Consider the following 26,848-nt stretch of genomic DNA (forward strand, 5'->3'; position numbering starts at 1 on the left):
CCCAGGTCTTCCTTCTGAGTGCGAGGTCGGCGGTATGAGCAGTCTTCTGAAGCTGGAAAACATCTGTAAGCGTTACCCGGGGGTGCAGGCCCTCAAGGCCATCAACCTGCAAGTGGAGCGTGGCGAAATCCACGCCTTGCTCGGCGAAAATGGCGCGGGCAAATCCACCCTGATGAAGATTCTGGGCGGTGTCGAGCATCAGGACGAAGGGCAGATCCTTATCGACGGGCAGGCCCGAAAATTTGCGACCTATCGGGATGCGATTGCCGCCGGGATTGGCATTGTGTTCCAGGAGTTCAGCCTGATTCCCTACCTCACGGCGGTAGAAAATATCTTCCTCGGCCATGAACTGAGCAACCGCTTCGGCCTGTTGCGCAAGCGCGAAATGGCCGAGGCCGCGCAGGCGTTGTTCGAGCGCCTCGGGGTCAGCATCGATCTGCACTGCGCGGTCAAGCACCTGAGCGTGGCCGAGCAGCAGTTTGTCGAAATCGCCAAGGCCCTGGCTTTGGACGCACGCCTGCTGGTGCTCGATGAGCCGACCGCGACGCTGACTCCCAGTGAGGCCGAGTTGCTGTTCGACATCATGCGCGAACTCAAGCGCCAGGGTGTGGCGGTGATTTTTATCTCGCATCACCTGGAAGAGATTTTTCAGGTCTGCGACCGCATCAGCGTGCTGCGCGACGGCGGCAATGCAGGCGTCACCGAGGTGGCTGACAGCGACATCGACCGCCTGGTCGAGATGATGGTCGGCCGCCGCCTGGAGTGCAGCTTTCCGCCTAAACCCGCTACTGCACGCGGCCCCTTGCTGTTGGAGGTCAAGGACATCCAGCTGGTGCGCAACGGCCCCCACAACCGTTTCAATGTGCACAAGGGCGAGATCCTGGGCTTCGCCGGTCTGGTGGGCTCGGGCCGCACTGAACTGGCCCTGGGCATGATGGGCGCGCTGCCCACGGTGAGCAAAGACGTGTGGCTGCGTGGGGAAAAAGTCAGCCTCGATGACCCGGCCCAAGCCCTGGCCTGCGGCATCGGCCTGCTCCCCGAAAGCCGCAAGAGCGAAGGGCTGATCACCGCCTTCAGCATTCGCGAAAATATCTCGCTGAACAATTTGCCCAAGTATCAGCACGCCTCGGGCCTGATCGACAAGGCCCGCGAGTGCGCCAGCGTCGAAGCGCTGATGCGCCAGCTGTCGATCAAGGCGCCCAGTGGCGAAAGCCTTGTGGTGAACCTCAGCGGCGGCAACCAGCAAAAAGTCGTGATCGCCCGCTGGATCAACCACCACTGCGATGTGCTGGTGTTCGACGAACCCACTCGCGGCATCGACGTGGGTGCCAAGGCGCAGATCTACGCGTTGATGCGCAGCCTCACCGAACAGGGCTACGCGATCATCATGATTTCCTCCGAGCTGCCCGAAGTCATCGGCATGTGCGACCGCGTCGCCGTGTTCCACAAGGGCGCCATCGTCAAGGTACTGGAAGCGTCCGCCGTCAATCCTCAAGAGGTCATGCGCCATGCAACAGGGGGCTCAAGTGAATACGTCCATTAACACCGCCGGCACCGGCCGCTTGCGCCTGAATCTGGCGCGGCTGCTGCGTTCGCCGGCGTTTTATCCCTTTGTCGGGCTGGTGGTGGTGACCCTGGTGATGATCCTCGCCAGTGACACCTTCCTCACTGCCAGCAATCTCTCCAACATCGCCCGCCAGGTGTCGATCAACGCGATCATCGCAGTGGGCATGACCTGCGTGATTCTCACCGGTGGCATCGACTTGTCGGTGGGGCCGGTGATGGCGTTGTCCGGCACCTTGACCGCCGGGCTGATGGTCGCCGGGTTGCCGCCGGGCCTGGCGATTGGCGCCGGGCTGCTGGTGGGCGTGGCCTTCGGCATCGGCAACGGGCTGTTCGTAGCGTACCTGCATATGCCGCCGATCATCGTCACCCTGGCGACCATGGGCATCGCCCGCGGGTTCGGGCTGATGTACACCGACGGCTACCCGATTTCCGGCTTGCCAGAGTGGTTCGCGTTCTTCGGTCGCGCCAGTGTGTTTGGCCTGCAGGTGCCGATCCTGATCATGCTGATCACCTACCTGGCGGCCTATGTGCTGCTGCAACACACCCGCATCGGCCGCTACATCTACGCCATCGGCGGCAATGAAGAAGCGGTGCGCTTGTCCGGGGTGCGAGCGGCGCGTTTCAAGCTGCTGGTGTATGGCATCAGCGGCTTCACCGCCGCGATTGCCGGGCTGGTGCTCACCTCGCGCTTGATGAGCGGCCAGCCGAATGCCGGCGTGTCGTTCGAGCTGGATGCGATTGCCGCCGTGGTACTGGGTGGTGCGTCGATTGCCGGCGGCCGCGGCGTGATTATCGGCACCTTGCTCGGCGCCATGCTGCTGGGCGTGTTGAACAACGGTTTGAACATGCTTGGCGTGTCGCCCTACGTCCAGAGCGTGATCAAGGGCGGGATCATCTTGCTGGCGATTTTTATCAGCCGTCAGCGCCATCGTTAATACCTCACTACACAGGACCGAACACATGGACAAGCACACTCACATGCAAGCCGTCGTCTGCCACGGCCCGAAAGACTACCGCCTGGAGCGCATCGGCAAACCCCAGGCGCGTGCCAATGAGCTGGTGATCCGTATCGCCGCCTGCGGCATCTGCGCCAGTGACTGCAAGTGCCACTCGGGCGCGGCGATGTTCTGGGGCGGCGACAACCCCTGGGTCAAGGCACCGGTAGTACCGGGCCACGAATTTTTCGGCTACGTGGTCGAAGCCGGCGAGGGTGCCGAGGAGCACTTTGAGGTCAAGGTCGGTGACAAGGTCATCGCCGAACAGATCGTGCCGTGTGGCAAGTGCCGCTTCTGCAAATCAGGCAAATACTGGATGTGCGAAGTGCACAACATCTTCGGCTTCCAGCGCGAAGTGGCCGAAGGCGGCATGGCCCAGTACATGCGCATTCCCAAGACCGCCATCGTGCACAAGATCCCTGAGTCGGTGTCCCTGGAAGACTCGGCGCTGGTGGAGCCGATGGCCTGCTCGATCCATACCGTCAACCGTGGCGATATCCAGCTCGACGACGTGGTGGTGATTGCCGGCGCGGGTACCCTGGGCCTGTGCATGGTCCAGGTCGCTGCGCTGAAGACCCCGAAAAAACTGGTGGTGATCGACATGGTCGATGAACGCCTGGAGCTGGCGAAAAAGTTCGGCGCCGATGTGGTGATCAACCCCGCCCGTGACAACGCTCGCGAGATCATCAACGGCCTCACGGACAACTACGGCTGCGACGTCTATATCGAAACCACCGGCGTACCGGCCGGCGTCACCCAGGGCCTGGACCTGATCCGCAAGCTCGGGCGCTTTGTCGAGTTCAGCGTGTTTGGCGCCGAGACCAGCGCGGACTGGTCGATCATCGGCGACCGCAAGGAGCTCGACGTACGCGGCGCGCACCTGGGCCCGTATTGCTACCCCATCGCCATCGACCTGTTCGAGCGTGGCCTGGTCACCTCCCAAGGCATCGTCACCCATGATTTCCCGCTGGACGACTGGGCCGAGGCGTTTGAACTGGCCAACTCGACCAAGTCGATCAAGGTGCTGTTGAAGCCGGTGCTCTGAGATGGACTACGTCATCGGTGTAGACATTGGCACCCAGAGCACCAAGGCGCTGCTGGTGGATGCCCAGGGCACGATCATCGCCCAGCACAGCCACGGCTACCGGGTGGGCACCCCGAAAGTGCGCTGGGCCGAGCAGTGGCCGCAGGTGTGGCTGGATGCTGTCGAAACTTGCGTGGCCCAGTGCATGGCTAAGGCCGGGGTGCCGGCGCCGCAGGTCAAGGCGCTGTGCATCAGCAGTTTGTACGGTGGTTCGGGCATTGCCGTGGATGCGCAGATGACGCCGCTGCACCCGTGCCTGATCTGGATGGACCGCCGCGCCGGCGAGCAGGTGGCGTGGGTGCGTGAACAGGTGGACCTGGAGCGCTTGTTCGCCATCACCGGCAACTCGCTGGACAGCTACTACGGCTTCACCAAGATGCTCTGGCTCAAGCAGCACCAGCCCCAGGTGTGGGCGAATACCCGTTACCTGTTGCCGCCCAACAGCTACATCAATTGGTGCCTGACCGGCGAGTTGGCGGTGGACCACAGCAGCGCCGGGAATATCGGCGGTGTCTACGACGTGGCGGCGCGCAACTGGTCAGGCGAGATGCTGGATGCGCTGGGTATCGCGCAGTCGATGATGCCCGAGCGGTTGCTGTATTCCGGCGAGGTGGTGGGTGGTTTGCTTGCAGACTGGGCCGCACGCCTGGGCTTGCAGGCGGGCACGCCGATCCTCGCTGGGGGCGTGGACGCGGCCATGGCGACCCTGGCGGCGGGTGTCACTCAGCCAGGCAATCATGTGGCGATGATCGGCACCAGCATGTGCTGGGGCTATCTGAACCAGCAGGTGGATGCACGTCACGGTTTGGTGAGCATGCCCCACGTCTACAACGGCCACCGCGACCTGTACATCTTCGGCGGTGCGATCACCGCCGGGGCCTCGGTCAGCTGGTTTCGCGAGCAGTTCTGCCAGGCCGAAGAACAGCAGGCCCAGGCCACGGGGCAAGACAGCCTGGCACTGCTGGAGCAGAGCGCGATGAAGATTCCGGCAGGCAGCGAAGGCGTGGTGTTTTTGCCTTACTTGATGGGCGAACGCAGCCCGGTATGGGATGACCGCGCCAGCGGCAGTTTTGTCGGGCTCAACCTCTACCACAGCCGCTTTCACCTGTACCGCGCAGTGCTGGAGGGCGTGAGTTTTGCCCTGCGCCACAATATCGAAGCGGGCAGCCAGGGCGCGCATTCCCTGGACCCGCGCCTGATTGTGGTGGGCGGGGCCAGCCATTCGGACCTGTGGATGCAGATCATTGCCGATGTCACGCGCTATCCGGTGTACACCATCGTGCAAGAGGTAGAAGCGGCCTTGGGCGCGGCGTTGTTGGCGGCGCATACGGTGGGGCTGGTGAGTGATGGGCAGATGGACACCGGCTGGGTGCAGTTGCAATTGCGGGCGCAGCCCAAGCGGGAGAATGTCATGACCTATGACCGGGCGTTTGCCGAGTACCTCAAGCTGTATCCGGCCCTGAAACCGGTCATGCACAACCTGCAATCCACCTGATTCAACACAGTGGGTCTTCATTGGCTTTGAGATCTTTATTTATGACTACCACCTTCGACTTCTCGTACCAGCGCATCCTCGTCACCGGTGCCAGCAGCGGCATCGGTCGCGAAATTGCCCAGCAACTGATCGCCAGCGGCGCCGAAGTCTTCGCTCTCGGTCGCGATGCCCAGGCGTTGGCGGCATTGGGGTGCCGCACCTTGTGCGTGGATATCGCTGACAGCATCGCCCTCGATAAAACCCTGCAAGATTTGCCGCCTCTGCACGGCCTGGTCAACTGCGCCGGTATCTCACGCCTGGAGCCCGCCGCTGCCATCAGCGCCAACGCCTTCGACCAGGTAATGCACGTCAATGCCCGCGCCGCTGCGCAAGTGGCCAGCCGGGTCGCGGCAAAGATGATCGAGGCGAATATGGCCGGCAGCATCGTCAACGTCTCCAGCCAGGCGTCGTTGGTGGCGCTGGACGATCACCTGAGCTACTGCGCCTCCAAGGCTGCACTGGATGCGATCACCCGCGTGCAATGCGCCGAGTGGGGCCGTTTTGGCATACGCGTCAACAGCGTCAACCCCACCGTGACCTTGACGGCCATGGCGACGATGGCCTGGTCCGACCCGGCCAAGCGCGACCCGGCGCTGGCAGCGATTCCGTTGGGGCGTTTTGCGCAACCGGCGGAAGTGGCGCTGCCGGTGCTGTTTTTGCTTAGCGACGCGGCGAGCATGATCAGTGGCGTGAGCCTGCCTGTGGACGGCGGCTACACCAGCCGCTAGCCGTTTTCCAACTGCCCGGCGATGACCACTTTGTCCCGTGGCTTGTGCGGGTCTTGCAGGCGATCAAGCAGCAGGCGCACCGCACTGCTGCCGGCCAGGGACGCGTCGTGGGCCACGCAGGCAATCGGCACGCCAAAGATATCGGCGAAGGGCAGACGGTCGATGCCGCAGATGGTCAGGCTGTCATGGGCGATGTTGTGCATGCGCAACGCGCGCAGGGCGCCCAGGGTGATCAACTGGTTGAAACCCATGATCGCGTCCGGTGCCGAGTGTGCGGCCAGGTAATCGAGGGTATGCAGGTAAGCCGGCATCAGCGTGTAGTCGCCCGCCTGCACCTCGACCTGGATGTCGGGATGTTCGGCTAGCACTTCCCGCAGGCCTTTGAGGCGCTCCACGCTGATACGCGAGTGCTCGGGGCCGGTCAGCACCAGCAGGCGCTTGAGGTTCGGGGTTTGGCGTAACAGGTAGTGCGCGGCTTGCAGGCCGCTGTGGTAGTTGTCGAGCACCACACGGCTGAACGGGCTGTCGTGGATCGTGCGATCAAGCAACACCACCGGGGTCTTGCCGTTGCCCAGACGCTCCAGGTAGTCGGGCTGGTAGCTCGGTTCGTCGGAGACCGGCGACAGGATGATCCCCGCCACGCGATACCCCAGCAGCGTATCGACCGCCTTGCTTTCGAGTTCTTCCAGCTCATCGGTGTCCACCAGCATGATGGTGTAGCCGTGCTTTTTCGCCTCGCGGGAAATCGCCTTGATCATCTCGCTGTAGAACGGGTTGTCTACTGATGCGGTGATGACCCCGATGATCAGGCTTTCACTGCGCTTGAGCCCACGGGCGAAGGCGTTGGGCACGTAGTCCAGCTCGCGTGCCACTTCCAGGATGCGCGCCAGGGTGGCGGGTTTGACCAGGTCGGGTTTGCTTAAAGCGCGGGACACCGTAATGGTGGTCATGCCGACCCGTTTGGCAATGTCGCTGATAGTGACGGACTTTTTCTTGTTCATCGGTAAGGCTGCGAGGGGAAACACCAGCAGGCTAGCATGTGCGCAAGCGTAGAGTGATTCAAATCAGCGGATCCCAGCGTTGCGACCAGTCGCCTTCGGCCTTCACCACCTCGCGCAGCAGTTCCAAGGCCTGCTGCAACACCGCTGAATCTCGCGCCCGCGAATATACCAGGTAGGTCGGAAAGCTGAATTCCGGCGCCTTGGGCACGCGCTGCATGACGCCGCTGTCCAGGTAGCTCTGCACCACCCGCGTGCGGAAGTAGCCAGCCCCGCCATTCTCCAGGATGTACTGCAACGCCAGCGGCCCCAGGTTGAAACTCAGCGCGGCACGCGCATGGTCGGGCAGGGCGGCGTCGTGTTGCTGGCGAAAACCCTGGCCCCAGTCGATATACACGTAGGGCGAGGGTTTGCTCGCCAGTTGCACCAGAATCAGTTTTTCTTCCAGCACCTGCTCCACCTGCAAGCCCGGCCAGTATTGCGGCTGGAACACCAAGGCAGCGTCGAGCACACCCAGCTCCAGTTGGCGCAGCAGGTACTCGCCTTCACGCACTTCGGTGCGCAGCGCGTGCCCCGGTATCTGCTCGCGCAGCGCCTTGGCCCAGCCGAGCATCAACGGGTTGCACAGGCTGACCTCCCCGCCGATATGCAGCACATTGCGATAGCCGTCCGGCAATGGCAGGTCACGGCGGGCGGCTTCCCAGGTTTGCAGCAACTGGTTGGCGTACACCACGAAGGCCTCGCCGTCGGCGGTCAGCCGCGCACCGGCACGGTTGCGCACAAACAGCGTGCAGCCGAGCTGGTTCTCAAGGTTTTTGACACGAGCGGTGATAGCGGTCTGGGTGACGTGCAGTTTCTCGGCCGCCGCGGCCAGGCTGCCGCAGCGGGTGATTTCGAGGAAAGTGCGTGCCAGTTCGATGTCCATGAAGCCCCCGGGGATGAATGGGGGACAGTGTAAAGGAATGCGGTCAAACCTGTGGGAGCTGGCTTGCTCGCGAAGGCGGCCTGGCAGTCAACACAGTTGGATGGTGTACATATCCATTGCTGCGGTAACGGCCACTTAGGGTTCCGCCCTGACGGCGGCTCACTTTGCAAAAGCGGCAAAGTAAGCAAAACGCTCTTGCCCCACCACTCGGCACCTCGCTTAGGCTCGGTGTGCCCGTAATCCGCCAGTGATTTGGGGGGCCGCCGCCACGCGCCATCCATGGCGCGGGGCGGCTAAACCGGCATCCCTGCCGGTTTACCCCCCAAATCACTGTCGAATTCCGGCCAGCGTGGTTTAACGGGGCGCCTGAGATCAAAAGCAGATCAAGATCAAGAGCGACTCGCTTCGCATCGTGGTTACCGTGTGCTGCTACAGCCCACAACGTTGTGTAGATATCTATGCTGCGACGGCGGTGTGTCAGAGGCCAATGTGCTGACTGAACCAGCGCTATCGCAGGCAAGCCAGCTCCCACAGTTGCGGGTATTTCAGGTCGGGCTTCTCGGTGTGTGCAAGTGTTCTGTGGGGAATGCCTGTGCATACGCGTGACACACCCTCAACACCTGCTCATCGGCAAACCGCGCACCTACCACATGCAAGCCCACCGGCAGGCCATTCGCTGCCAACCCGCAGGGCACTGACGCCGCCGGTTGCTGGGTGAGGTTGAACGGGTAGGTGAACGGCGTCCATTCCATCCACTCAGTCATTCCCGAATCCGGCGGTACGTTGTGCCCGGCTTCGAACGCGGTGATCGGCATCATCGGTGACACCAACACATCGTAATGCTCATGGAAGGCTGCCATCCGTGCAACCAGCGCCGCCCGGGCTTCCAGGGCTGCGTTGAAATTGTCCAGGCTCAAGCGCTCGCCCCGTTGCGCAATGCGTAGCAGCCCAGGGTCCAGCAGTTGCTTTTGCGCCTCGCTCATCGTGCCGGTCAGGCGAGCGGCACCGGCGGCCCACAAGGTGCTGAAGACATCCAATGGGTCGCTGAAGCCAGGGTCGATCTGCTCGACATGGGCGCCCAGTTGCACCAGGCCCTGCACAGCCTGATCCACCACCTGGGCGACTTTCGGGTCGACTTTCACATAGCCGAACGTGGGGCTATAGGCGATACGCAACCCTTTCAAGTCCGTCCCTGGAACGAGCCAGGGCGTGGTTCGCGGCGCGCCGATCAAGCCGTCCCGTGCATCCGGTCGCGCCACGGCTTGCAGCATCAGCACACTGTCTTGCACGGTGCGCGTCATCGGCCCCAGGTGCGACAGGATTGTCATGGAGCTGGCCGGCCATTGCGGCACATAGCCGAACGTCGGCTTGATCCCGAAGGTGCCGGTAAACGCACAGGGAATACGGATCGAGCCGCCGGCGTCGCTGCCCTGGTGCAGCACGCCCAGGTTCAACGCCGCTGCCGCAGCGGCGCCCCCGGACGAGCCACCGGCGGTGGTGCGCGTGTCCCACGGGTTGCGGGTGATGCCGTACAGCGGGTTGTCGGTCACGCCTTTCCAGCCGAATTCCGGGGTGGTGGTCTTGCCCAGCAGCACCGCGCCGGCCTTGCGCATGAAGGCCGAGAAGGGCGCGTCCACGTCCCACGGGCCCTCGGCACTGGAGGTGCGCGAGCCTTTGCGCGTGGGCATGCCGACTGTCAGCGTGAGGTCCTTGATCGACGCCGGCACGCCATCCAGGGCGCCGCAAGGTTCGCCCTTGAACCAGCGTTGTTCCGACGCCCGCGCAGCGTCCAGGGCGCCTTGCGGGTCGACATGGCAGTAAGCATTCACCACCGGGTTGTAGCGCTCGATGCGCAGCAACGCGTCTTCGGTGACCTCCACGGGCGACAAGGTCTTGTCGCGAAAGTGCTGCAGCAGTTGCACCGCCGTCAATTGGCCGATCTCACTCATGTTGGAACTCCCTGCGCCGCGTTGACCATGGAGCGCAGCAACACCGCGCAGCCTGCGGCCAGATCATCCGGCGCGGCGTTTTCGATTTCGTTATGGCTGATGCCGCCTTCGCACGGCACAAAGATCATCCCGGCCGGGCCCAGTTCAGCAACGAAGATCGCGTCATGCCCGGCGCCGCTGACAATGTCCATATGGCTCAAGCCCAATGCCTGGGCAGCCTCGCGCACGGCATTGACGCAGGCAGGGTGGAAGTCCAGCGGCGGGAAGTCGGCAGTCGGCGTCAGTTCAAACGTCAAGCCGTGGCGGGCGGCCGCGTCTTCGATCACTGCGCGCACTTCATCGACCATGGCTTGCAGCTTGTCGGCGTGCAGGTGACGCAGGTCGATGGTCATGTGCACCTGGCCGGGGATCACGTTGCGCGAGCCAGGGTGCAGGTTAAGGCAGCCGACGGTGCCGCAGGCGTGAGGCTGATGCTGATGAGCGATACGGTTGACCGCGCTGACCACCTCGGCAGCGCCCACCAGGGCATCCTTGCGCAGGTGCATGGGCGTAGGGCCCGCATGCGCCTCTACGCCGGTGAGGGTCAGGTCGAACCACTTCTGGCCCAGGCAGCCCATCACCACGCCCAGGGTAATCGCCTGGTCCTCCAACACCGGGCCTTGCTCGATATGCGCCTCGAAATAAGCGCCCACCGGATGGCCCAGCACCGCACGCGCACCGGCATAGCCGATGCGCTGCAATTCGCTGCCCACCGACAGGCCTTGATCGTCGAGCTTGTCGAGGGTCTCCTGCAAGTCGAACTTCCCGGCAAATACCCCGGAGCCCATCATGCACGGCGGGAAGCGCGAGCCTTCTTCGTTGGTCCACACCACCACTTCGATGGGGGCCTGGGTTTCGATCTGCAAGTCATTGAGCGTGCGGATCACTTCCAGCCCGGCCATTACCCCGTAGCAACCGTCGAACTTGCCGCCGGTGGGCTGGGTGTCGATGTGGCTGCCGGTCATGACCGGGGGCAGGGTGGGGTTGCGTCCAGGGCGCCGCGCGAAAATATTGCCGATGGCATCCACACTGACGCTGCACCCGGCGGCTTCGCACCACTGCACGAACAGGTCGCGGGCCTGGCGGTCCAGGTCGGTGAGGGCCAGGCGACACACGCCGCCCTTGGCCGTGGCGCCGAGCTGGGCCAGGTCCATCAGTGACTGCCACAAGCGGTCGCGGTTGATCAGCGGGGCATCGCTCTGGAGCGGTTGCGCAAGACTATTCATCAGGAATCTCCACTCAGGCACTCAAGGCCAGGTAACGGTTTTTGATCGTCGGGTCGGCGCGGAAGTCAGCGGCGCTGCCCTCGTACACCACGCGGCCCTGTTCGAGCACGTAATGGCGGTCGGCGAGCTTGTCGCAGACCATCAGGTTCTGTTCCACCAGCAACACCGGCAGGCCCTCGTCCTTGACCTTGCGCAGGATCTTCACCAGCTCGTCGACGATCACCGGGGCCAGGCCTTCAGTGGGTTCGTCGAGGATCAGCAGCTTGGGGTCGTTCAGCAGGGCGCGGGCGATGGCGAGCATCTGCTGTTCGCCGCCGGACAACGCATGGCCGGCGTTTTTGCGCCGCTCCTTGAGGCGCGGGAACATGGCGTACACGTCTTCCAGCTGCCAGCGGCTGTGCTTGCGGGCGGCGATGCGCAAGTTTTCCTCCACCGTCAGCAGGCGGAAAATCCCGCGGTTTTCCGGTACCAGCGCCAAGCCCTGGCGCGCAATTTCAAAGATCTTTTGCCCCACCAGCGCCTGGCCGTTGAAGTGGATCTGACCCTGGCGCGGGCAGATGATGCCGAGGATGCTGCGCAGGGTGGTGGTCTTGCCGGCACCGTTACGGCCGAGCAGGGTCACCAGTTCGCCAGGGTTGACGCTCAGCGACACGCCCTCAAGCACATGGCTTTTGTCGTAGTAGGAATGGATATTCTCGACGATCAGCATCAGGCAGCCTCCCCAAGATAGGCAGTACGCACACGTTCATCGGCGCGCACGAACTCCGGCGTGCCTTCCACCAGAATCTGCCCATGGCTCATCACCGTGATGCGTTGGCTGATGGACATGACGATGCTCATGTTGTGTTCGATCAACAGCACCGTATGGTCGCGCCCAAGGTCGCTGATCAGTTGGGTCATGATCGGGATATCGTCGATGCCCATGCCCGATGTGGGCTCGTCGAGCATCAACAGTTTGGGTTTGGAGCAGATCGACATGCCCACCTCCAGCACCCGTTGCTGGCCGTGGGACAACTCACCGGCCAGGGTGTCGGCGCGTGCCGTGAGTTGCAGGCGTTCCAGCACCTGGTCGGCCATCTCCAGGTGTTCGCGCTGGCTGTCCACTCGACGCCAGAAGTTCAAGGCACGCGAGCCATCGCGGCCCTGGGCGGCCAGGCGCAGGTTTTCGCGCACGCTGAGGTTCTGGAACAGGCTGGTGAGTTGGAACGAGCGCGCCATGCCCAGGCCGACGCGGCCGTGGGCGGGCTTGCGCATCAGGTTCTTGCCGTCGAAATGGATCGCCCCGGCGGTGGCCTGGCGTTCACCTGTCAGGCAGTGGAACAGGCTGGTCTTGCCCGCGCCGTTGGGGCCGATGATGGTGTGGATGGTGCCGGCTTCAACCTTGAGGTTGACGCCATTGACCGCATGGAACGCGCCGTAGGCCAGCTCCAGGTTCTGGGTTTCAAGCAAGATACTCATAGCCCGTCCTCCTTGGCGACGACCGCGGGTTTGCGCGCGCCGCGCACTTTCTCGAATAGAGACGCGAGGCCGCCCCACAAACCGCCGCGCATGAAGATCACCACCAGGATCAGGATTACCCCCAGCAGCATCAGCCAGCGCGGCCACAGGTCGGACAGAAAGTCGCCCAGCAGCACGATGGAGCCGGCGCCCAGCAGCGAGCCGAACAGCGAGCCGGTGCCGCCGACGATGGTCATGATCAGGATGTTCTCGGACATCGCCAGGTCGATATTCGACAGCGGCACAAAGTGCAGCAGCATGGCGTACAACGCCCCGGCAATCCCGGTGACCGCACCGGACAGCACGAACACCAGGATCTTGAAGTGGCGCGTGTCGTAGCCGATGGCCGAGGCGCGGGTTTCGTTCTCGCGGATCGCCATCAGCGTGCTGCCAAACGGCGAAGCGATGACCCGGCGTGCGCCGATGAAGATCAGCAGGAACAGCACCGCGACAAAACCATAGAAGGCACGGGCGTCGGCCAGGGACAGCAGCACGGTGTCGCCCACACGAATTTCCGGGCGCGGCACGCTGAGCAGGCCGTTGTCGCCGCCGGTCCAGTCGCTCAGGGTGTAGGCGACGAAGTACGCCATCTGGCTGAACGCCAACGTGAGCATCACGAAGTAAATGCCCGTGCGCCGAATTGCCAGGGCGCCCACCAGCAGCGCCAGGAAACCACCGGCAATCGCCGCGCCGAGCAACGCGGTGAACAGGCCCAGTTGCAGGTGGATCATCAACAGCGCCGCACAATAGGCACCGGCACCAAAGAAGATGCCTTGGCCGAAGGACAGCAGCCCGGTATAGCCCAGCAGCAGGTTGCAGGCCAGGGCGGCCATGGCAAAGATCAGGATCTCGGTGGCCAGGGTCGCCGAGGGCAACACCAACGGCAGGCCGATCAGCACGGCCAACACCCACAGCAACATGGCTCTGGATTGGGTCTTGGCAAACGGCAGCGGGTTTTTATCGCTCATGTCAGGCTCTCCCGAACAGGCCATAAGGGCGTACCAGAATCACCACGGCCATCGCACCGTAGATCATCAGGCTCGCACCCTGGGGCCAAAGTGTGGTCATCAGGCTTTGCACCACGCCCACCAGCAAACCGCCGACCAGCGCACCGCTGAACGAGCCCATGCCGCCGATCACCACCACCACGAAGGCGATGCCCAGAATCTCCGGGCCGACAAAGGGCTGGGCGCCGCGCAAGGGCGCAAACAACACCCCAGCGACACCGGCCAGGGCGACACCAAGGGCGAAGGTCATGGAGAACAGGCGGAAAATATTGGTGCCCAGCAGCGACACGGTTTCGGTGCTTTCACTGCCAGCGCGCACCAGAGCACCGAAGCGCGTACGTTCCAGCAGCAGCCACAGGCCCAGGCCCACCAGCCCGGAAAACACGATAAGGAACAGGCGGTAGTAGGGGTAGACGAAATCACCCACCACCAGCACGCCGCGCAACAGCTCCGGCACGGCGACGCTTTTGCCCACCGGGCCCCAGATCATCACGCTGGCTTCCTGGATGATCAGGGCGATCCCCAGGGTCACCAGAATCTGGAACATGTGGGGCAAGTGGTAGATGCGCTGGATCAGCAAGCGCTCGATCACCCAGGCCAGTGCGGCCACCACCAGCGGCGCGATCAGCAGCGCCAGCCAGAAGTTGCCGGTGAGGCTCACCGCGGTGTAGCAGATGTAGGCACCGAGCAGGAAAAACGCGCCGTGGGCGAAATTGACGAAGTTGAGCAGGCCGAAAATGATCGTCAGCCCCACTGCGATCAGGAAGTAGATCATCCCCAGCCCAAGGCCGTTGAGAATCTGGAACAGGTACAAATTAAGCATGCAGGCACCCTCCGCAGACGGCCGCTTGCACGGCCCTGCGCGACAAAAGTTAAGCGGTCAGCCGAGCGTGCAGCCCGTCGCCTCGACTGCGGGGAACGATTGGCCAGCGCTGAGCACTTTGGCCAGGTCGTCCTTGTCGGCCATGTCGCCGCTGGCCTTGCCGATCAGCAGGTAGTAGTCCTTGATCACCTGGTGGTCGCCGGCGCGGATCGACTCCTTGCCGGTCGGGCCTTCGTAGCTCAAGCCTTGCAGGGCCTTGGCCACGGTCGGGCCGTCGAAGCTGCCGGTGGCAATGATGGTGTCGAGCATGACTTTGGTGCTGATGTAGTCGGCGGCCAGCGGGTAGGTGGGGTTGATGCCGTACTTGGCCTGGGTCAGTTTGACCAGTTCACGGTTGAGCGGGGTGTCGACCTGGTGCCAGTACTGTGCGCCGAGGTACACGCCCTCGAGCACATCGCTGCCCAGTTCCTGGAACTGATCCAGGCCGGCAGACCACACCAGCAGCACCTTCATGCGCTCCTTGATGCCGAAGTTCACGGCCTGGCGCAGGGTGTTGGACGATTGGCTGCCAAAGTTGAGCAGCACCAGCACATCGGGCTTGGTGGAAATGGCGTTGGTCAGGTAACCGGAGAATTCCTGTTCCTGCAGCGAGTGGTAGCTGTTGCCCACGTGTTCCAGGCCATGTTCCTTGAGTACGCTTTTGGCGCCTTCGAGCAAGGCTTCGCCGAACACGTATTGCGGGGTGATGGTGTACCAGCGCTTGGCGTCCGGCAGCAGCTTGATCAGCGGCACCATGGTTTCGCGTATCGCGCCGTAGGTGGGCACCGACCAGCGGAAGGTCGCCTTGTTGCAGTCCTTGCCGGTGACTTCATCGGCGCCCACCGGGGTCATGAACACGCCGCCGACCTTGTCCACTTCCTTGGCCACTGCCAGCGCGGAAGACGACAGCGTGCAGCCCTGGAAGAACCGTGCGCCGTCCTGCGCGATGGCCTCCTGCACCTTGCGCACTGCCTTGCCGGCGTTGCCTTCGGTGTCGATGACCTTGTAGTTCAGTGGGCGGCCGAGCAATTGGGCGTGTTGCTGCACCGCCAGGCGCGAACCCATGTCGGCAAATTTGCCATAGCTGGCAAAGGCGCCAGACATGGACTTGAGGCCGTAAAAGGTAAAGGGCTCGGCGGCGAATGCCGAACGCACGCTCAGCGGAAGGCTGAGGGCGGCGGCCGCGGTGAGGCTGGCTTTCAATAACGTACGACGCTGCATGGGGTGACTCCCTGGTTTAGTTATTGGCAGGAGCGGCAAGGGCGATACGGTGGAGCAAGGGCCTGTGGGCAGGCTTGTTATTGGATAACTCGATTTCGCGGGTGAACGGGGTCAACTGTGGGAGCTGGCTTGCCTGCGATGGCATCGACTCGGTCCCTCTGTAACACCGAGGCGCCCGCATCGCAGGCAAGCCAGCTCCCACATTGATCGGGTTCCCACATTGGATTGTTGGCGTGTTTAAGGGTGGTCGAACTCCAAGAGGAAATGCGGGCTCACCTGGCCTTCCAGCGCGGTCATATGGTGTTCGGCATCGCACATGTGTTCATGCATCAAGCTGCGCACCGCGCTTTCGTCCCCGGCGCGAAAGGCGATCAGCAGTTGCTTGTGATAGTCGAGGTTGGCCGCGTCGAACTGCTTGCGCTTGGGCTTGTAGGCTTTTTTCAGCACTACCAGGTCGCGCAGCAAGTCATTGAGAAACTGCGCCATGAAGCTCAGCAGCGGGTTGGGGCAGGCCCGGGCCAGCAGGTTGTGGAACTCCAGTTCCGCCAGGCGTTGTTCGCGCTGGCCGGCTTCGCTGTCTTCGGGGGCGCTGCAAAAATCCACATTGGCTTGCAGGGCGGTGTAATCGTTTTCGCTCAAACGCCCGAGCACCGACACCGCCAATTCCACTTCGATGACCTTGCGCAGTTGGTAGACCTGCTCGCCGTCCAGGTGCTGGAAGTGCAGGTAATTGCGCAAGGCGCGGCTGGCCGGCTCGGTGCCGGCCTGGTTCAAGTAAGCCCCGCCGCTGGGGCCGGTGCGCGTGCTCACCAGGCCCTCCACTTCCAACGCCTTGAGCGCTTCGCGTGCCGAGCCTTTGGAACACTGGAAGCTTTCCATCAACTCGCGCTCGGTGGGCAGGCGGTCGCCGGGCTTCAAGGCGTCGGTGACGATCGAGCGCTTGACCGACTCGACAATCACATCGGACAGCTTCTGGCGTTTGCGGCGTAGCGGGCGAGTCAGCATGGCGGTGATTTATCGTATTAATACGGATAAATAGCACTTAATAACGATTGGGGAAGTGCGTCAACGCAGGCTGTCGTTTTTGGTGGCAAGAGGTCGTAAATGCGTGGGCTACTTACTCCCAGGCGCTGAGGTCGAGACAGCGCGTGGACGCCGGCGGTTGTCTACCATAGGCGAGAAAATCCCCCAGCCAGCGGTTGACACAGCCGTCGGCGCCTGCGCGCGCCGACTCCTTGAGCAAGAGTTGCTCGACACCGGTGGCGACTGCTTCGCCAGGCTCGGCATTGATCAGCACCATGCGCCCGACACGCTCGGGAAACAGCGTACCGTAGCGGCTGCCGAGGCGGGTGGCAGCGGCGTTGCCCAGGTAGTTGAGGCGCGCCTCGTCAAGTTGCCCGCGCACGAACTCCATGTCCCGCGCGGCCTGTTCCACGGCATTGCCCTCGCGCAGGTCGCGGGCGCTCAGCTCGATGACGTCATAACGGTCGACCAGGGTGCGATAGGCCTGGGTGGCAAGCGACTCCCAGCGGCTGGCGAGGTGAAGAACGAAAGGCGCGTCCTTGGCCTGGAGGGGTTCGCCGGCCTGGATGAACACGACACCTTCACGGTTGAGCGGTTGCCGTGCGCCTACCCGTGTCACGCTCAAGCTTAGGCGGCCGCGCTGGGGGGCGGCATGGTCGCGGGGAACGTTGACCAGGCCGCATTGGGTGCGGCCAACCACTTGCGGGTTCAAGTGCGCCGTCGTGGTGAGGGGGCAGTCCAGCAGCCAGTCGATTGCGGTGGGGGCGATCAAGGGCTTGGCCAGCGCCAGGTTCGGTATCAACCAGCAGCCAATGCAGGCCAGGCCTTTTACAACAACGCTGGGTTTCATCATGAGGTCCCGGGCTTCCGTGTGATAACGGCTTTTTTACCAAGGACCTTGAGGTGGAGAATGTAGGGTGAAGAAACAACTCGTGTATGAAATATGAGTTTCGTTTATCAGATGTTGGTTTTCCAGCCACCGCCTAATGCCTTGTACAGGGCGATGCTGGCTTGTAGGCGCGACAGGCGCAGTAGCACGTTCTGGTCCTGGGCGCCGTACAAAGTGCGCTGGGTTTCCAGCACCGTGAGCAGGTCTTCGGCACCGGCTTCGTAGCGGCTCTGGGCAATCTGAAACGCGGTCTGCGCCTGTTGCAGCTCCTCGCTTTGCCACTGGCGTTGCTGGTCAAGGCGGGTGATGCTGCTGAGGGCTTTCTCCACATCGGCAAAGCCATTGATGATCGCTCCGCGGTAGGTTTGCAGCAGTTCATCCTGGCGTGCCCGCGCCTTGTCGCGTTCGGCGCTCAGCCGACCATTGTTGAAGATTGGCGCCATCAGGCCCGAGGTCAGGGTGTAGAAGGGGCTGCGCAGGACCTCTTGGGCCTTGTATGCGCCAGAGCCGAGGGTCGCGCCCAATGTCACTGAAGGCAGCATCGCTGCACGGGCCACCGTGACGTCGGCACGGGCCGCTGCCAACTGGGCCTCGGCCTGGGCGAGGTCGGGGCGCCGGCTCAATAACTGGCTCGGTACACCGGGCCCGATACTCGGCCAGGTCAATGCCTGGAAGGGTTCAGCGCCCAGTTCCAGAGCCTGTACCGGTTGACCGAGCAAGGCGGCCAAAGTGATTTGCGACTCTTCGACCGATTGCTGGATCAGCGGCAACTGCCGTTGCTGGCTGGCCACCAGGCTCTTCTGTTGTGCCAGTTCCAGGGCCGTGGCGGAACCTGCGTCGTGGCGGGTCTGTACCAGGTTCAGCACATTGCGTGCATTGGCCAGGTTGAGCTCGGCAATCTGCAGGCGCTGGCGTGCGGCCAGGGTTTGCGCGTAGCGGTCGGCGACATTGCTGAGCAGGGTCAGCTCCACGTTGGCCTGATCGAACTCACTGGCGTGCAGGCTGTGCACGGCGCTGTCGCGCGCAGCGGCGCGGCCCCCCCAGAAGTCGATTTCATAGCTGGCGGTGAGGCTGGCGTCATAGCTGTTGACGGTCCGGTTGCTTTCGGTGGCGTCCAGGTCCGAGTTGCCGCTGCCGCGCAACAGCCTTTGCCGGTTGGCGGTGAGGTTGAACTTCAGTTCCGGCAGCAGCGGTGCGCCGGCAATCACCGCCGTGGCCTGGGCCTGACGGACCCGCGCCATGGCGGCCGCTACGTCGAAACTGTCACGACGGGCCTGGTCGATCAGGCGGTTCAACGCCGGGCTGCCAAACTGCGTCCACCAGCGCTGGTTGATGGCTTGGGTCGCTTCGCGTTCTGCATAGTGCCAGGTGGCGGGCGCGGCGAGGCCGCTATCAATGGCGGGCGGGTTAGCGCCACAGGCCGTGAGCAACAGGCACAGGCTGAGCGCTGACAGCGGCGGGGTGATTGATCGTTTATTCACTGGTCAACGCCTTAACCGGATCGAGCCGGGCAGCTTTACGGGCCGGCATAAAGCCGAATACGACGCCGGTCACCAGCGCACAGCCAAACGCGCCGAGCACCGCCACCAGGGAAAACTGCACCGCCACTTCAGCCAGCACCAGCACGCCGCCCACCAGCAATGCCAGGGCAATACCGAACAGGCCGCCGACCACCGAGAGCATCACCGCCTCGGTGAGGAACTGGCGCAGGATGTCGCGCTGGCGCGCCCCGGTGGCCATGCGGATGCCGATTTCACGGGTGCGTTCGCGCACGGTCATCAACATGATATTCATCACGCCGATGCCGCCCACCAGCAGGGAAATCGCCGCAATCGAGCCGAGCATCAGCGACAGGGTGTTCTGGGTGCGGGCTTCGGCCTGAATCATCGCGGCATTGTTGGTCAGCTCGTAGTCGCGCTTGCCGTTATGTAGCTTCAGCATCAGTTGGTCGATGGCGCGTTCGGCTTCATGCACCTTGCGTGCATCGGTGGTGGCAATCGCCACGTATTCGGGGTTGTAGCTGCCGAACAGGCGGACACTGGCGGCGCTGTAGGGAATGGCGACACGGTCGTCACTGTCCTTGTTGCCGGAGCTTGAGCCTTTTTCCGCGAGCACGCCGACCACCTGGAAGGGTACGTTCTCGATCAGGATGTACTGGCCGATAGGGTTGGCCACGTCCTTGAACAATTTTTGGCGGATGCGCGCGCCGATCACGGCGACCGTGGCGGCGGCGCGTTCGTCGGCCTCGGTGAAGTAGCTGCCCTCGACCACCGGCCAGTTGAAGATCTCCGGGAAGTTGGTGTCGTTGCCCCCCACGTAAGCCATGTAGTCGACGTTGCCGAAGCGCACTCCCGCGTCGGTGCCGTTGACCGGCATGATGCGCTTGACCTGAGGCAGCGTCGCCAGGGCCGCGACATCGTTGAGGGACACGATACCCAGCGGCGTACGCGGGTTGGGCGAAGACCCGCTGAGGTAGATGATATTGGAGCCGAACGCGCCCCATCTGCGCCATGACCTGGCGCTTGCTGCCTTCGCCCACTGCCAGCATCACCACCACCGACGCGACGCCGATGATGATGCCCAGCAGCGTCAGCGCCGTGCGAAAACGGTTGATCCACATCACCCGCCAGGCGGCCTGCACGGCGTCCAGCAATTCGGCTTTCCAGGCACCATTGTGCTCGGCGCCGTCGACCAGCCGTTGACGCAGGTCCACGGCGTGCAAGGCGCCGGCCGCCACGCTGGGTGTGGCCGCGCGGGTGTCAGCCGAATCGCTGATGATCTGGCCGTCGCGAATCTCAATGATGCGGTTGGCTCGCGCCGCCACTTCACGGTCGTGGGTAATCAGGATGACCACATGGCCCTGGCTCGCCAGTTCGTCGAGCAAGGCCATGACCTCGGCGCCGCTATGGCTGTCGAGGGCGCCGGTGGGTTCGTCGGCGAGGATGATATGGCCGCCGTTCATCAGGGCGCGGGCGATGGACACCCGTTGCTGTTGCCCACCCGACAGCTGGTGCGGCCGATTGCCGGTGCGCTCGGCCAGGCCCAGGCGGGTGAGCAGGGCGCTGGCGCGGGCATGGCGTTCGGCGGCGCTGATGCCGGCATAGATCGCCGGCATCTCGACGTTTTCCTGGGCGGAGCCTGAGGGAATCAAGTGGTAGCCCTGAAACACAAAACCGAAGGCTTCGCGGCGTAGCCAGGCCAGTTCGTCGCTGCCCAGGTGGGCGACGTTTTCCCCGGCGAACAGATAGTCGCCCTCGGTGGGGCGGTCGAGGCAGCCGAGGATGTTCATCAGCGTCGATTTACCCGAGCCCGACGCGCCGACAATGGCGACGAACTCGCCGGCATGGATCGACAGGTCGATGCCGCGCAACACATCGACCTGCGGGCTGTCGCCGCCGCCGTAGGATTTGCGGATGCCTTTGAGTTCAATCAGGGGCGTGGTCATTTCAGCCCCCATGGCTATCAACCGGGCCGATCAACAGGTGGTCGCCCTCGCTCAACCCCTCGAGCACTTCCACCCGCAGGCGGTCGCTGATGCCCAGGCGCACTTCACGGTCTTCGATGGCTCCGTTTTTGGCGACCACCCGGGCGATTTGCGCTGCGGAGCCGGGCACGCTTTGCAAGGCGGCGACGGGTACGGAGAGGGCGTCCTTGACTTGGCTGGCGACGAAAAAGACCTGGGTGGTCATCTCGGCCATCAGCGCGTTGTCGGCGTTGTCCACGTCCAGCAGCACCGTGTACAGCACCACTCGGCCAGTGCCGCTCTTGCTGGTGCTGCTCGGGCTGCCGCTGCCCTGGGTTTCGTTCAAGGGCTTGGGCGGGATCGGCAGGATCTGGCGCACGGTGCTGGTCCAGCGCCGGCTGCCACCGCTCAGGGTGGTGAAATACGCGCTCATGCCGGGTTTGACATGGCCGATGTCGGCTTCGGAGACTTCCGCCCACACCGTCATGGGCGACAGCTTGGCGATGCGCAGGATCAGCGGGGTTTGCTGTTGCGCGTTGAGGGTCTGGCCGACGCGCGCGTCCACGGCCACCACGGTACCGGTCATCGGCGCGTAGATGCGCGTGTAGCCCAACTCGGCCTCATCGCTGCGCAGGCTGGCCTGGGCCTGGCGGATCTGTGCCTGGAACATCTGGACCCGCGCCTGGGTCGCGCGCAGTTCTGCCTTGGCGGTCTGCACGTCTTCCTCGCGGGTGGCGTTGCCGGCACTCAGGCGCTGCTGACGCTGGTACTTCTGGTGGGCCAGTTGGTGCTGGGCTTTCTGCTCCTGCAACTGGGCCTGCAGGTTTTCGATGGCATAGCGGCTGGCGTCGAGCTTGGCTTTTTGCGTGGCGGGGTCGATCTCCACCAGCAATTGGCCCTCTTGGACCTGGTCGCCGGCCTCGACGTGGATCTTGCGGATCTGCCCGGAGGCCTGGGCGCCGACGTCTACGTAACGTCGCGGTTGCAGGGTGCCCAGGGCGGTGACACTGTTTTCGATGTCGGCGCGGGTCACGGTGACGGTGGCCAGGGCGTCGCGGCCCGGCGTCAGGCCCTGCCAGGTGGCAAACGCAACGATGGGAATCAGGCACGCCACCACAAGCAGGGCGCGTCGGGCAGGTCGAGGGCGTTTCATGGGTAGCTTCCAGCCAGGAAAGTTCGGGGCGCAGTCGCGCAGAGCTGACAGGTAAACGAGGAAAATGCTCCGGAATTTAGGCTGTTACATAAGTAGTTACAGCGCCAATTGCGAAAAAAACCGACCGCTGATGAGAGAGTTCTTTAAAAGTAGATGAGAATTACTATAAATTGCACGCACTCAAACTGCCATCATCGGTGATGGCTAAACCGCCAATGATTGCGGGCGCATCCAGATAAGGGGGTGCGCTCTTGGGTTTTTCGCGAGCAAGCTCGCTCCTACAGGGGCTGGGTGTCGTTTGTACCAAGGCCGTGGGGTCAGGAGTCATGTTGGAAAACTACTATCGCGAGCTGGTGTGTTTCCTCAACGCCAAGCTGGGCAACCGTCAGGTGGCCGAAGATGTGGTGCATGACGCTTATGTGCGGGTGCTCGAGCGCGCAAGCGACACCCCGATCGAACAGCCCCGCGCCTTCCTGTACCGCACCGCCTTGAACCTGGTGATCGACGGCCATCGGCGCAACGCCTTGCGTCAGGTCGAGCCCCTGGAGGTGCTGGACAGCGAAGAGCGCTTCGCCGCCTGTTCCCCCCACGCCAGCCACGACCAGGGCCAGCGCCTGGAGATGCTCGAGCGCGCCTTGGCCGAGCTGCCGGCGGCCTGTCGCGACAGTTTTCTGTTGCGCAAACTCGAAGGCCTGTCCCATCTGCAAATCGCTGAACGCCTGAACATTTCCCGCAGCCTGGTGGAAAAACACATCGTCAACGCGATGAAGCACTGCCGGGTGCGCATGCGCGAGTGGGAAGCGCACTGATCGGCTGTTAGTTAAATTTTATTTCACTGTCCTCGTTTCCTATCAACACACGGCCTGTTGTTCAGGCCATGAAGGTATTCCCGCCCCACCGCCATGGGGCTTATCCAGAGGACACTGGAATGACACAGGCAATTGCTTCGCCCGCGGTTCATGACCTGATCGGGATCGGTTTCGGCCCTTCGAACCTGGCGCTGGCCATCGCCCTGCAGGAGCGTGAAAAGGCCCAGGGCAAGCTGGACGTGCTGTTTCTCGACAAACAAGCCGACTACCGCTGGCACGGCAATACCCTGGTGACCCAGAGTGAACTGCAGATTTCCTTCCTCAAGGACCTGGTGACCCTGCGCAACCCCACCAGCCCGTACTCCTTCGTCAACTACCTCAAGGCCCACGACCGCCTGGTGGACTTCATCAACCTGGGCACCTTTTACCCTTGCCGCATGGAGTACAACGACTACCTGCGCTGGGTGGCGGGGCAGTTCCAGGCTCAGGCCAACTACGGCGAGGAAGTGCTGGCCATCGAGCCGATCCTGCATCAGCAGCAGGTCGAGGCATTGCGTGTGATCTCCCGTGATGCCCAGGGCGAGCAGCATGTGCGCACCACCCGTTCGGTGGTGGTCAGCGCCGGCGGCACACCGCGCATCCCCGAGGCATTCAAGGCGCTCAAGGGTGATAGCCGGGTGTTTCACCATTCCCAGTACCTGGAGCGCATGGCCAGCCAGCCGTGCGTAGACGGCAAGCCGATGCGCATCGCCGTGATCGGCGGCGGCCAGAGCGCGGCCGAAGCTTTTATTGACCTCAATGACAGCTTCCCGTCGGTGCAGGTCGATATGATCCTGCGCGGTTCGGCGCTCAAACCGGCCGACGACAGCCCGTTCGTCAACGAAGTGTTCTCGCCGGCCTTTACTGACCTGGTGTTCCAGCAAGTCGGTGCCGAGCGTGAGCGTTTGGTCGCCGAATACCAGAACACCAACTACTCGGTGGTGGACCTGGACCTGATCGAGCGAATCTACGGGATTTTCTACCGCCAGAAAGTCTCCGGCATCGCCCGCCAGGCGTTCCGCACCCTGACCGTAGTGGAGAAGGCCACCCCAGGCCCGCTGGGTATCGAACTGGCCCTGCGCAATAGCGCCACCGGCGAAACCAGCCTCAACCATTACGACGCGGTAATCCTGGCCACCGGCTACGAGCGCCAGATGCACCGTGAACTGCTGGCGCCGCTGCAAGCCTACATGGGCGACTTCGAAGTGGCCCGCGACTACCGCATCGTCACCGACGAGCGCTGCAAGGCTGGCATCTACATCCAGGGCTTCAGCCAGGCCAGCCATGGCTTGAGCGATACCTTGCTGTCGGTGCTGCCGATCCGGGCCGATGAGATTGCGGCGTCGTTGTATGCGCTGGATCATCACCGTGGCAAGGCGCGTTCGGTGCAGGACTTGCTGCTGGCAACCGCCAGCTGACCGATCCCCTTATTGTGGCGAGGGAGCTTGCTCCCGTTCGGGTGCGCAGCGCCCGCAAGCTTTTGGGGCCGCTTCGCAGCCCAGCGGGAGCAAGCTCCCTCGCCACAAGAGCTCGCTCCTACAGACGGCACTTGTGACAAAGTGTGGCTATTGGTACTGTACAAAAAACCAGTATAGGTAGCCCTCCATGCAGTTGATCGAAAAACTCAGCATCCTCGCCGACGCCGCCAAGTACGACGCGTCCTGCGCCAGCAGTGGCGCGCCCAAGCGCAGTTCCGAGGGCAAGGCGGGGCTGGGTTCCACCAATGGCATGGGCATCTGCCACAGCTACACGCCCGATGGCCGTTGCGTGTCGTTGCTCAAGGTGTTGCTCACCAACTTCTGCCTCTACGACTGCCAATACTGCGTCAACCGCCGCTCCAGCGACGTGCCCCGTGCGCGCTTCAGCCCGGAGGAGGTGGTCACCCTGACCCTGGATTTCTACAAGCGCAATTGCGTCAGTGGGCTGTTCCTCAGTTCCGGCATCATCCGTTCGTCGGACTACACCATGGAGCAACTGGTGCGGGTCGCCAAACTGCTGCGCGAAGAGCATGACTTTCGCGGTTATATCCACCTCAAGACCATCCCCGATGCGGACCCGACCCTGATCGCCGAGGCTGGCCGTTATGCCGATCGCCTCAGCGTGAATATCGAACTGCCCACCGACGCCAGCCTGCAGACCCTGGCGCCCGAGAAGCAGATCGGCTCGATCAAGCAGGCCATGCAGACCATCTACACCGGCGAACAGACGGTGCTCAACGAACCCCGTGCGCCACGTTTTGCCCCGGCCGGGCAGAGCACGCAGATGATCGTCGGTGCCGACGACACCGACGACAGCACCATCCTGCACGGTGCCGAGGCGTTGTACGGTAATTTCAAGCTGCGCCGCGTGTATTACTCGGCGTTCAGCCCCATCCCCAACAGCCCGAAAAGCGTACCCCTGGCCGCGCCGCCCTTGATGCGCGAGCACCGCTTGTACCAGGCTGATTTCCTGCTGCGCAGCTACGGTTTCAGCGCCAATGAGCTGTTCGCCGGCCCCGGTGACCTGGCACTGGATATCGACCCCAAGCTGGCCTGGGCCCTGGAGCATCGTGAGGTGTTCCCCCTGGACCTGAACCGCGCCGAGCCGACCCTGATCGCACGTATTCCCGGCATCGGCCTGCGCACCACCCAGCGCCTGGTCGACCTGCGCCGTGAACGCAAGATCCGCTTCGAAGACCTGGCGCGCATGCGCTGCGTGCTGGCCAAGGCTAAGCCGTTTTTCATCACCAGCGACTACCACCCGCAACAGGCCGACAGCACCAGTGTGTTGTTGCGCGAACAACTGCGTGACCGCCCGCAGCCGCAACAGATGGGGCTGTGGGGATGATCAGCCTGGAGTGCGACAACCTGTTCAGCACCTGGCGCGAACAGGCACGCTGGTTGCTCAGCCATCAGGTCGACCCCAGCCAAGTCAGCTGGGGCGAGGTGCAGGCGGCGGACCTGTTCGCTACCGATGAACCGATCCCACCAGGGTTGGGGCCGTTTCAGGCGCGCATACCCAAGGCGTTGTTGCAATTGTTGGAGTCCGCTGCCTGTTATCACGGTGATCAGCGCTGGAGCCTGTTGTATGAAGTGCTGTGGCGGGTCAGCCATGGTGATCGCACGGCCATGCTCGCGGGGGACAAGCTTGGCAGCGAATTGCAGCGGCGCATCAAGCAAGTCAGCCGGGAAGCCCACCACTTGCATGCGTTTGTGCGCTTCATCGCGCTGCCGGACGGGGCCGGGCCGGAACTGCCGGAGTACGTGGCCTGGCATGAGCCGGCCCATGACATTCTCAAGAGCGCCAGCGAGCATTTTATCGGGCGCATGGGCCGCCATCGCTGGATGATCGCCACGCCCCTGGACGGGGTGTATTACGACGGCGAGCAACTGATTCATCAGCGCCAGTGCCCCGAGGCCTGGCAGCAACTGGCACAGAATGTTGAAGATCCCCACAGCGCCATGTGGCTGACCTACTACAGTCACATCTTCAACCCGGCGCGGCTGAATCCCAAGGTGATGGAAGGGCACTTGCCCAGCCGCTTCTGGAAGAATTTGCCGGAGGGCAAGTTGATCCCGGGGCTGATCAGCGAAGCCCGCACGGGCAAGCAGAAGGATGGGCAGGCGAAGCTGGTGGGGGCCAAGCCAGGTAAAAGAATTGTAAACCCGGTCAATGTGGGAGCTGGCTTGCCTGCGATGGCGGTCGACCAGTCAGATGTGGGGTGACTGATTGATCGTTCCCACGCAGAGTGAACTGACCCCCAAAGGTTGGACACAACCTTGGGGGTGTCATGGGTAAGTACACAGAGCAAGCAAAACTCGCAGCCGTGCAGGACTATTGTTCCGGTAGCGCGGGTTTGAGG

22 protein-coding genes and 1 pseudogene are annotated in these 26,848 nt (G+C 63.1%); 9 read left to right on the forward strand and 14 right to left on the reverse strand.

The window, feature by feature from the left end; translation table 11 throughout:
• Window positions 1-34 precede the first annotated feature (34 nt).
• From JJD66_RS22000 to JJD66_RS22020, 5 genes are read left to right on the forward strand one after another with little or no spacing between them, the layout of a single operon-like run.
• A complete protein-coding gene (locus JJD66_RS22000) occupies window positions 35-1,543 on the forward strand; it encodes a sugar ABC transporter ATP-binding protein (protein ID WP_200649027.1) in 1,509 nt (502 codons plus the stop codon).
• Window positions 1,509-2,501 (forward strand): ABC transporter permease, encoded by a 993-nt coding sequence (locus JJD66_RS22005; protein WP_054897444.1) that lies wholly within the window; start codon window positions 1,509-1,511, stop codon window positions 2,499-2,501. The genes JJD66_RS22000 and JJD66_RS22005 overlap by 35 nt, the downstream gene beginning before the upstream one ends.
• 25 nt (window positions 2,502-2,526) lie before the next feature.
• On the forward strand, window positions 2,527-3,606 hold the full coding sequence (locus JJD66_RS22010) for an alcohol dehydrogenase catalytic domain-containing protein (RefSeq protein WP_200649028.1): 1,080 nt from the start codon (window positions 2,527-2,529) through the stop codon (window positions 3,604-3,606).
• A 1-nt stretch (window position 3,607) separates the two neighbouring features.
• Complete coding sequence (locus tag JJD66_RS22015; RefSeq protein WP_198716480.1) at window positions 3,608-5,140, forward strand: FGGY-family carbohydrate kinase; 1,533 nt, start codon at window positions 3,608-3,610, stop codon at window positions 5,138-5,140.
• A gap of 41 nt (window positions 5,141-5,181) precedes the next feature.
• Window positions 5,182-5,907, forward strand: coding sequence for an SDR family oxidoreductase (locus JJD66_RS22020; RefSeq protein ID WP_200649029.1), 726 nt, complete (start codon window positions 5,182-5,184; stop codon window positions 5,905-5,907).
• Here the strand turns inward: JJD66_RS22020 and JJD66_RS22025 are convergent.
• From JJD66_RS22025 to JJD66_RS22090, 14 genes and pseudogenes are all read right to left on the reverse strand, one after another.
• A complete protein-coding gene (locus JJD66_RS22025; RefSeq protein WP_054897430.1) occupies window positions 5,904-6,908 on the reverse strand; it encodes a LacI family DNA-binding transcriptional regulator in 1,005 nt (334 codons plus the stop codon). The genes JJD66_RS22020 and JJD66_RS22025 overlap by 4 nt on opposite strands.
• Window positions 6,909-6,966: 58 nt before the next feature.
• Window positions 6,967-7,830, reverse strand: a complete 864-nt coding sequence (locus JJD66_RS22030; protein WP_200649030.1) for a LysR family transcriptional regulator — start codon at window positions 7,828-7,830, stop codon at window positions 6,967-6,969.
• Window positions 7,831-8,375: 545 nt separating this feature from the next.
• Window positions 8,376-9,779, reverse strand: a complete 1,404-nt coding sequence (locus tag JJD66_RS22035) for an amidase (protein WP_200649031.1) — start codon at window positions 9,777-9,779, stop codon at window positions 8,376-8,378.
• Window positions 9,776-11,044 carry a Zn-dependent hydrolase gene (locus tag JJD66_RS22040; RefSeq protein ID WP_200649032.1) on the reverse strand — a complete coding sequence of 423 codons (1,269 nt, stop codon included), beginning with the start codon at window positions 11,042-11,044 and terminating at the stop codon, window positions 9,776-9,778. Before JJD66_RS22040 ends, JJD66_RS22035 begins: the two co-directional genes overlap by 4 nt.
• A gap of 13 nt (window positions 11,045-11,057) precedes the next feature.
• Complete coding sequence (locus JJD66_RS22045) at window positions 11,058-11,753, reverse strand: ABC transporter ATP-binding protein (RefSeq protein ID WP_003192343.1); 696 nt, start codon at window positions 11,751-11,753, stop codon at window positions 11,058-11,060.
• Window positions 11,753-12,502 (reverse strand): ABC transporter ATP-binding protein, encoded by a 750-nt coding sequence (locus JJD66_RS22050; RefSeq protein WP_014719039.1) that lies wholly within the window; start codon window positions 12,500-12,502, stop codon window positions 11,753-11,755. The genes JJD66_RS22045 and JJD66_RS22050 overlap by 1 nt, the downstream gene beginning before the upstream one ends.
• Window positions 12,499-13,509 carry a branched-chain amino acid ABC transporter permease gene (locus JJD66_RS22055; RefSeq protein ID WP_096143775.1) on the reverse strand — a complete coding sequence of 337 codons (1,011 nt, stop codon included), beginning with the start codon at window positions 13,507-13,509 and terminating at the stop codon, window positions 12,499-12,501. Before JJD66_RS22055 ends, JJD66_RS22050 begins: the two co-directional genes overlap by 4 nt.
• Before the next feature lies 1 nt (window position 13,510).
• Window positions 13,511-14,371: a branched-chain amino acid ABC transporter permease gene (locus tag JJD66_RS22060; protein WP_003192337.1), complete on the reverse strand. Its 861-nt coding sequence runs from the start codon at window positions 14,369-14,371 to the stop codon at window positions 13,511-13,513.
• A gap of 57 nt (window positions 14,372-14,428) precedes the next feature.
• Window positions 14,429-15,631 carry an ABC transporter substrate-binding protein gene (locus JJD66_RS22065; RefSeq protein ID WP_105227249.1) on the reverse strand — a complete coding sequence of 401 codons (1,203 nt, stop codon included), beginning with the start codon at window positions 15,629-15,631 and terminating at the stop codon, window positions 14,429-14,431.
• 237 nt (window positions 15,632-15,868) lie between these two features.
• On the reverse strand, window positions 15,869-16,636 hold the full coding sequence (locus JJD66_RS22070; protein ID WP_034127984.1) for a FadR/GntR family transcriptional regulator: 768 nt from the start codon (window positions 16,634-16,636) through the stop codon (window positions 15,869-15,871).
• 112 nt (window positions 16,637-16,748) lie between these two features.
• On the reverse strand, window positions 16,749-17,504 hold the full coding sequence (locus JJD66_RS22075; protein WP_057975027.1) for a hypothetical protein: 756 nt from the start codon (window positions 17,502-17,504) through the stop codon (window positions 16,749-16,751).
• Window positions 17,505-17,611: 107 nt separating this feature from the next.
• Window positions 17,612-19,024: an efflux transporter outer membrane subunit gene (locus JJD66_RS22080; RefSeq protein ID WP_200649033.1), complete on the reverse strand. Its 1,413-nt coding sequence runs from the start codon at window positions 19,022-19,024 to the stop codon at window positions 17,612-17,614.
• A pseudogene (locus JJD66_RS22085) lies at window positions 19,017-21,000 on the reverse strand (MacB family efflux pump subunit). The gene JJD66_RS22080 and the pseudogene JJD66_RS22085 overlap by 8 nt, the downstream one beginning before the upstream one ends.
• Window positions 20,990-22,159, reverse strand: a complete 1,170-nt coding sequence (locus JJD66_RS22090) for an efflux RND transporter periplasmic adaptor subunit (RefSeq protein WP_200649034.1) — start codon at window positions 22,157-22,159, stop codon at window positions 20,990-20,992. The pseudogene JJD66_RS22085 and the gene JJD66_RS22090 overlap by 11 nt, the downstream one beginning before the upstream one ends.
• Window positions 22,160-22,485: 326 nt before the next feature.
• Here JJD66_RS22090 and JJD66_RS22095 point away from each other — a divergent pair, with 326 nt between their 5' ends.
• The 4 genes from JJD66_RS22095 (at window position 22,486) to JJD66_RS22110 (ending at window position 26,711) form a co-directional block, all read left to right on the forward strand.
• Window positions 22,486-22,968, forward strand: a complete 483-nt coding sequence (locus JJD66_RS22095; protein WP_105227245.1) for a sigma-70 family RNA polymerase sigma factor — start codon at window positions 22,486-22,488, stop codon at window positions 22,966-22,968.
• Window positions 22,969-23,087: 119 nt separating this feature from the next.
• Entirely contained in the window at window positions 23,088-24,425 is a 1,338-nt protein-coding gene (locus JJD66_RS22100; RefSeq protein WP_054897439.1) for a lysine N(6)-hydroxylase/L-ornithine N(5)-oxygenase family protein, read from the forward strand.
• 187 nt (window positions 24,426-24,612) lie between these two features.
• The gene (locus JJD66_RS22105; protein WP_200649035.1) at window positions 24,613-25,833 is read left to right on the forward strand and encodes a putative DNA modification/repair radical SAM protein; all 1,221 of its coding nucleotides are present in this window, start codon (window positions 24,613-24,615) and stop codon (window positions 25,831-25,833) included.
• The gene (locus JJD66_RS22110) at window positions 25,830-26,711 is read left to right on the forward strand and encodes a TIGR03915 family putative DNA repair protein (protein ID WP_200649036.1); all 882 of its coding nucleotides are present in this window, start codon (window positions 25,830-25,832) and stop codon (window positions 26,709-26,711) included. The genes JJD66_RS22105 and JJD66_RS22110 overlap by 4 nt, the downstream gene beginning before the upstream one ends.
• The last annotated feature ends 137 nt before the right edge of the window (window positions 26,712-26,848 follow it).

Origin of the sequence: Pseudomonas sp. MF6751 (genome assembly GCF_016613265.1) — a bacterium.
Lineage (GTDB): Bacteria > Pseudomonadota > Gammaproteobacteria > Pseudomonadales > Pseudomonadaceae > Aquipseudomonas > Aquipseudomonas fluorescens_BV.

Excerpts from the sequence above, each read along its gene's own strand:
- JJD66_RS22000 (WP_200649027.1), top strand. The coding sequence starts at position 35 with ATGAGCAGTCTTCTGAAGCTGGAAAACATCTGTAAGCGTTACCCGGGG.
- JJD66_RS22005 (WP_054897444.1), top strand. The coding sequence starts at position 1,509 with ATGCAACAGGGGGCTCAAGTGAATACGTCCATTAACACCGCCGGCACC.
- JJD66_RS22010 (WP_200649028.1), top strand. The coding sequence starts at position 2,527 with ATGGACAAGCACACTCACATGCAAGCCGTCGTCTGCCACGGCCCGAAA.
- JJD66_RS22015 (WP_198716480.1), top strand. The coding sequence starts at position 3,608 with ATGGACTACGTCATCGGTGTAGACATTGGCACCCAGAGCACCAAGGCG.
- JJD66_RS22020 (WP_200649029.1), top strand. The coding sequence starts at position 5,182 with ATGACTACCACCTTCGACTTCTCGTACCAGCGCATCCTCGTCACCGGT.
- JJD66_RS22025 (WP_054897430.1), bottom strand. The coding sequence starts at position 6,908 with ATGAACAAGAAAAAGTCCGTCACTATCAGCGACATTGCCAAACGGGTC.
- JJD66_RS22030 (WP_200649030.1), bottom strand. The coding sequence starts at position 7,830 with ATGGACATCGAACTGGCACGCACTTTCCTCGAAATCACCCGCTGCGGC.
- JJD66_RS22035 (WP_200649031.1), bottom strand. The coding sequence starts at position 9,779 with ATGAGTGAGATCGGCCAATTGACGGCGGTGCAACTGCTGCAGCACTTT.
- JJD66_RS22040 (WP_200649032.1), bottom strand. The coding sequence starts at position 11,044 with ATGAATAGTCTTGCGCAACCGCTCCAGAGCGATGCCCCGCTGATCAAC.
- JJD66_RS22045 (WP_003192343.1), bottom strand. The coding sequence starts at position 11,753 with ATGCTGATCGTCGAGAATATCCATTCCTACTACGACAAAAGCCATGTG.
- JJD66_RS22050 (WP_014719039.1), bottom strand. The coding sequence starts at position 12,502 with ATGAGTATCTTGCTTGAAACCCAGAACCTGGAGCTGGCCTACGGCGCG.
- JJD66_RS22055 (WP_096143775.1), bottom strand. The coding sequence starts at position 13,509 with ATGAGCGATAAAAACCCGCTGCCGTTTGCCAAGACCCAATCCAGAGCC.
- JJD66_RS22060 (WP_003192337.1), bottom strand. The coding sequence starts at position 14,371 with ATGCTTAATTTGTACCTGTTCCAGATTCTCAACGGCCTTGGGCTGGGG.
- JJD66_RS22065 (WP_105227249.1), bottom strand. The coding sequence starts at position 15,631 with ATGCAGCGTCGTACGTTATTGAAAGCCAGCCTCACCGCGGCCGCCGCC.
- JJD66_RS22070 (WP_034127984.1), bottom strand. The coding sequence starts at position 16,636 with ATGCTGACTCGCCCGCTACGCCGCAAACGCCAGAAGCTGTCCGATGTG.
- JJD66_RS22075 (WP_057975027.1), bottom strand. The coding sequence starts at position 17,504 with ATGAAACCCAGCGTTGTTGTAAAAGGCCTGGCCTGCATTGGCTGCTGG.
- JJD66_RS22090 (WP_200649034.1), bottom strand. The coding sequence starts at position 22,159 with ATGAAACGCCCTCGACCTGCCCGACGCGCCCTGCTTGTGGTGGCGTGC.
- JJD66_RS22095 (WP_105227245.1), top strand. The coding sequence starts at position 22,486 with ATGTTGGAAAACTACTATCGCGAGCTGGTGTGTTTCCTCAACGCCAAG.
- JJD66_RS22100 (WP_054897439.1), top strand. The coding sequence starts at position 23,088 with ATGACACAGGCAATTGCTTCGCCCGCGGTTCATGACCTGATCGGGATC.
- JJD66_RS22105 (WP_200649035.1), top strand. The coding sequence starts at position 24,613 with ATGCAGTTGATCGAAAAACTCAGCATCCTCGCCGACGCCGCCAAGTAC.
- JJD66_RS22110 (WP_200649036.1), top strand. The coding sequence starts at position 25,830 with ATGATCAGCCTGGAGTGCGACAACCTGTTCAGCACCTGGCGCGAACAG.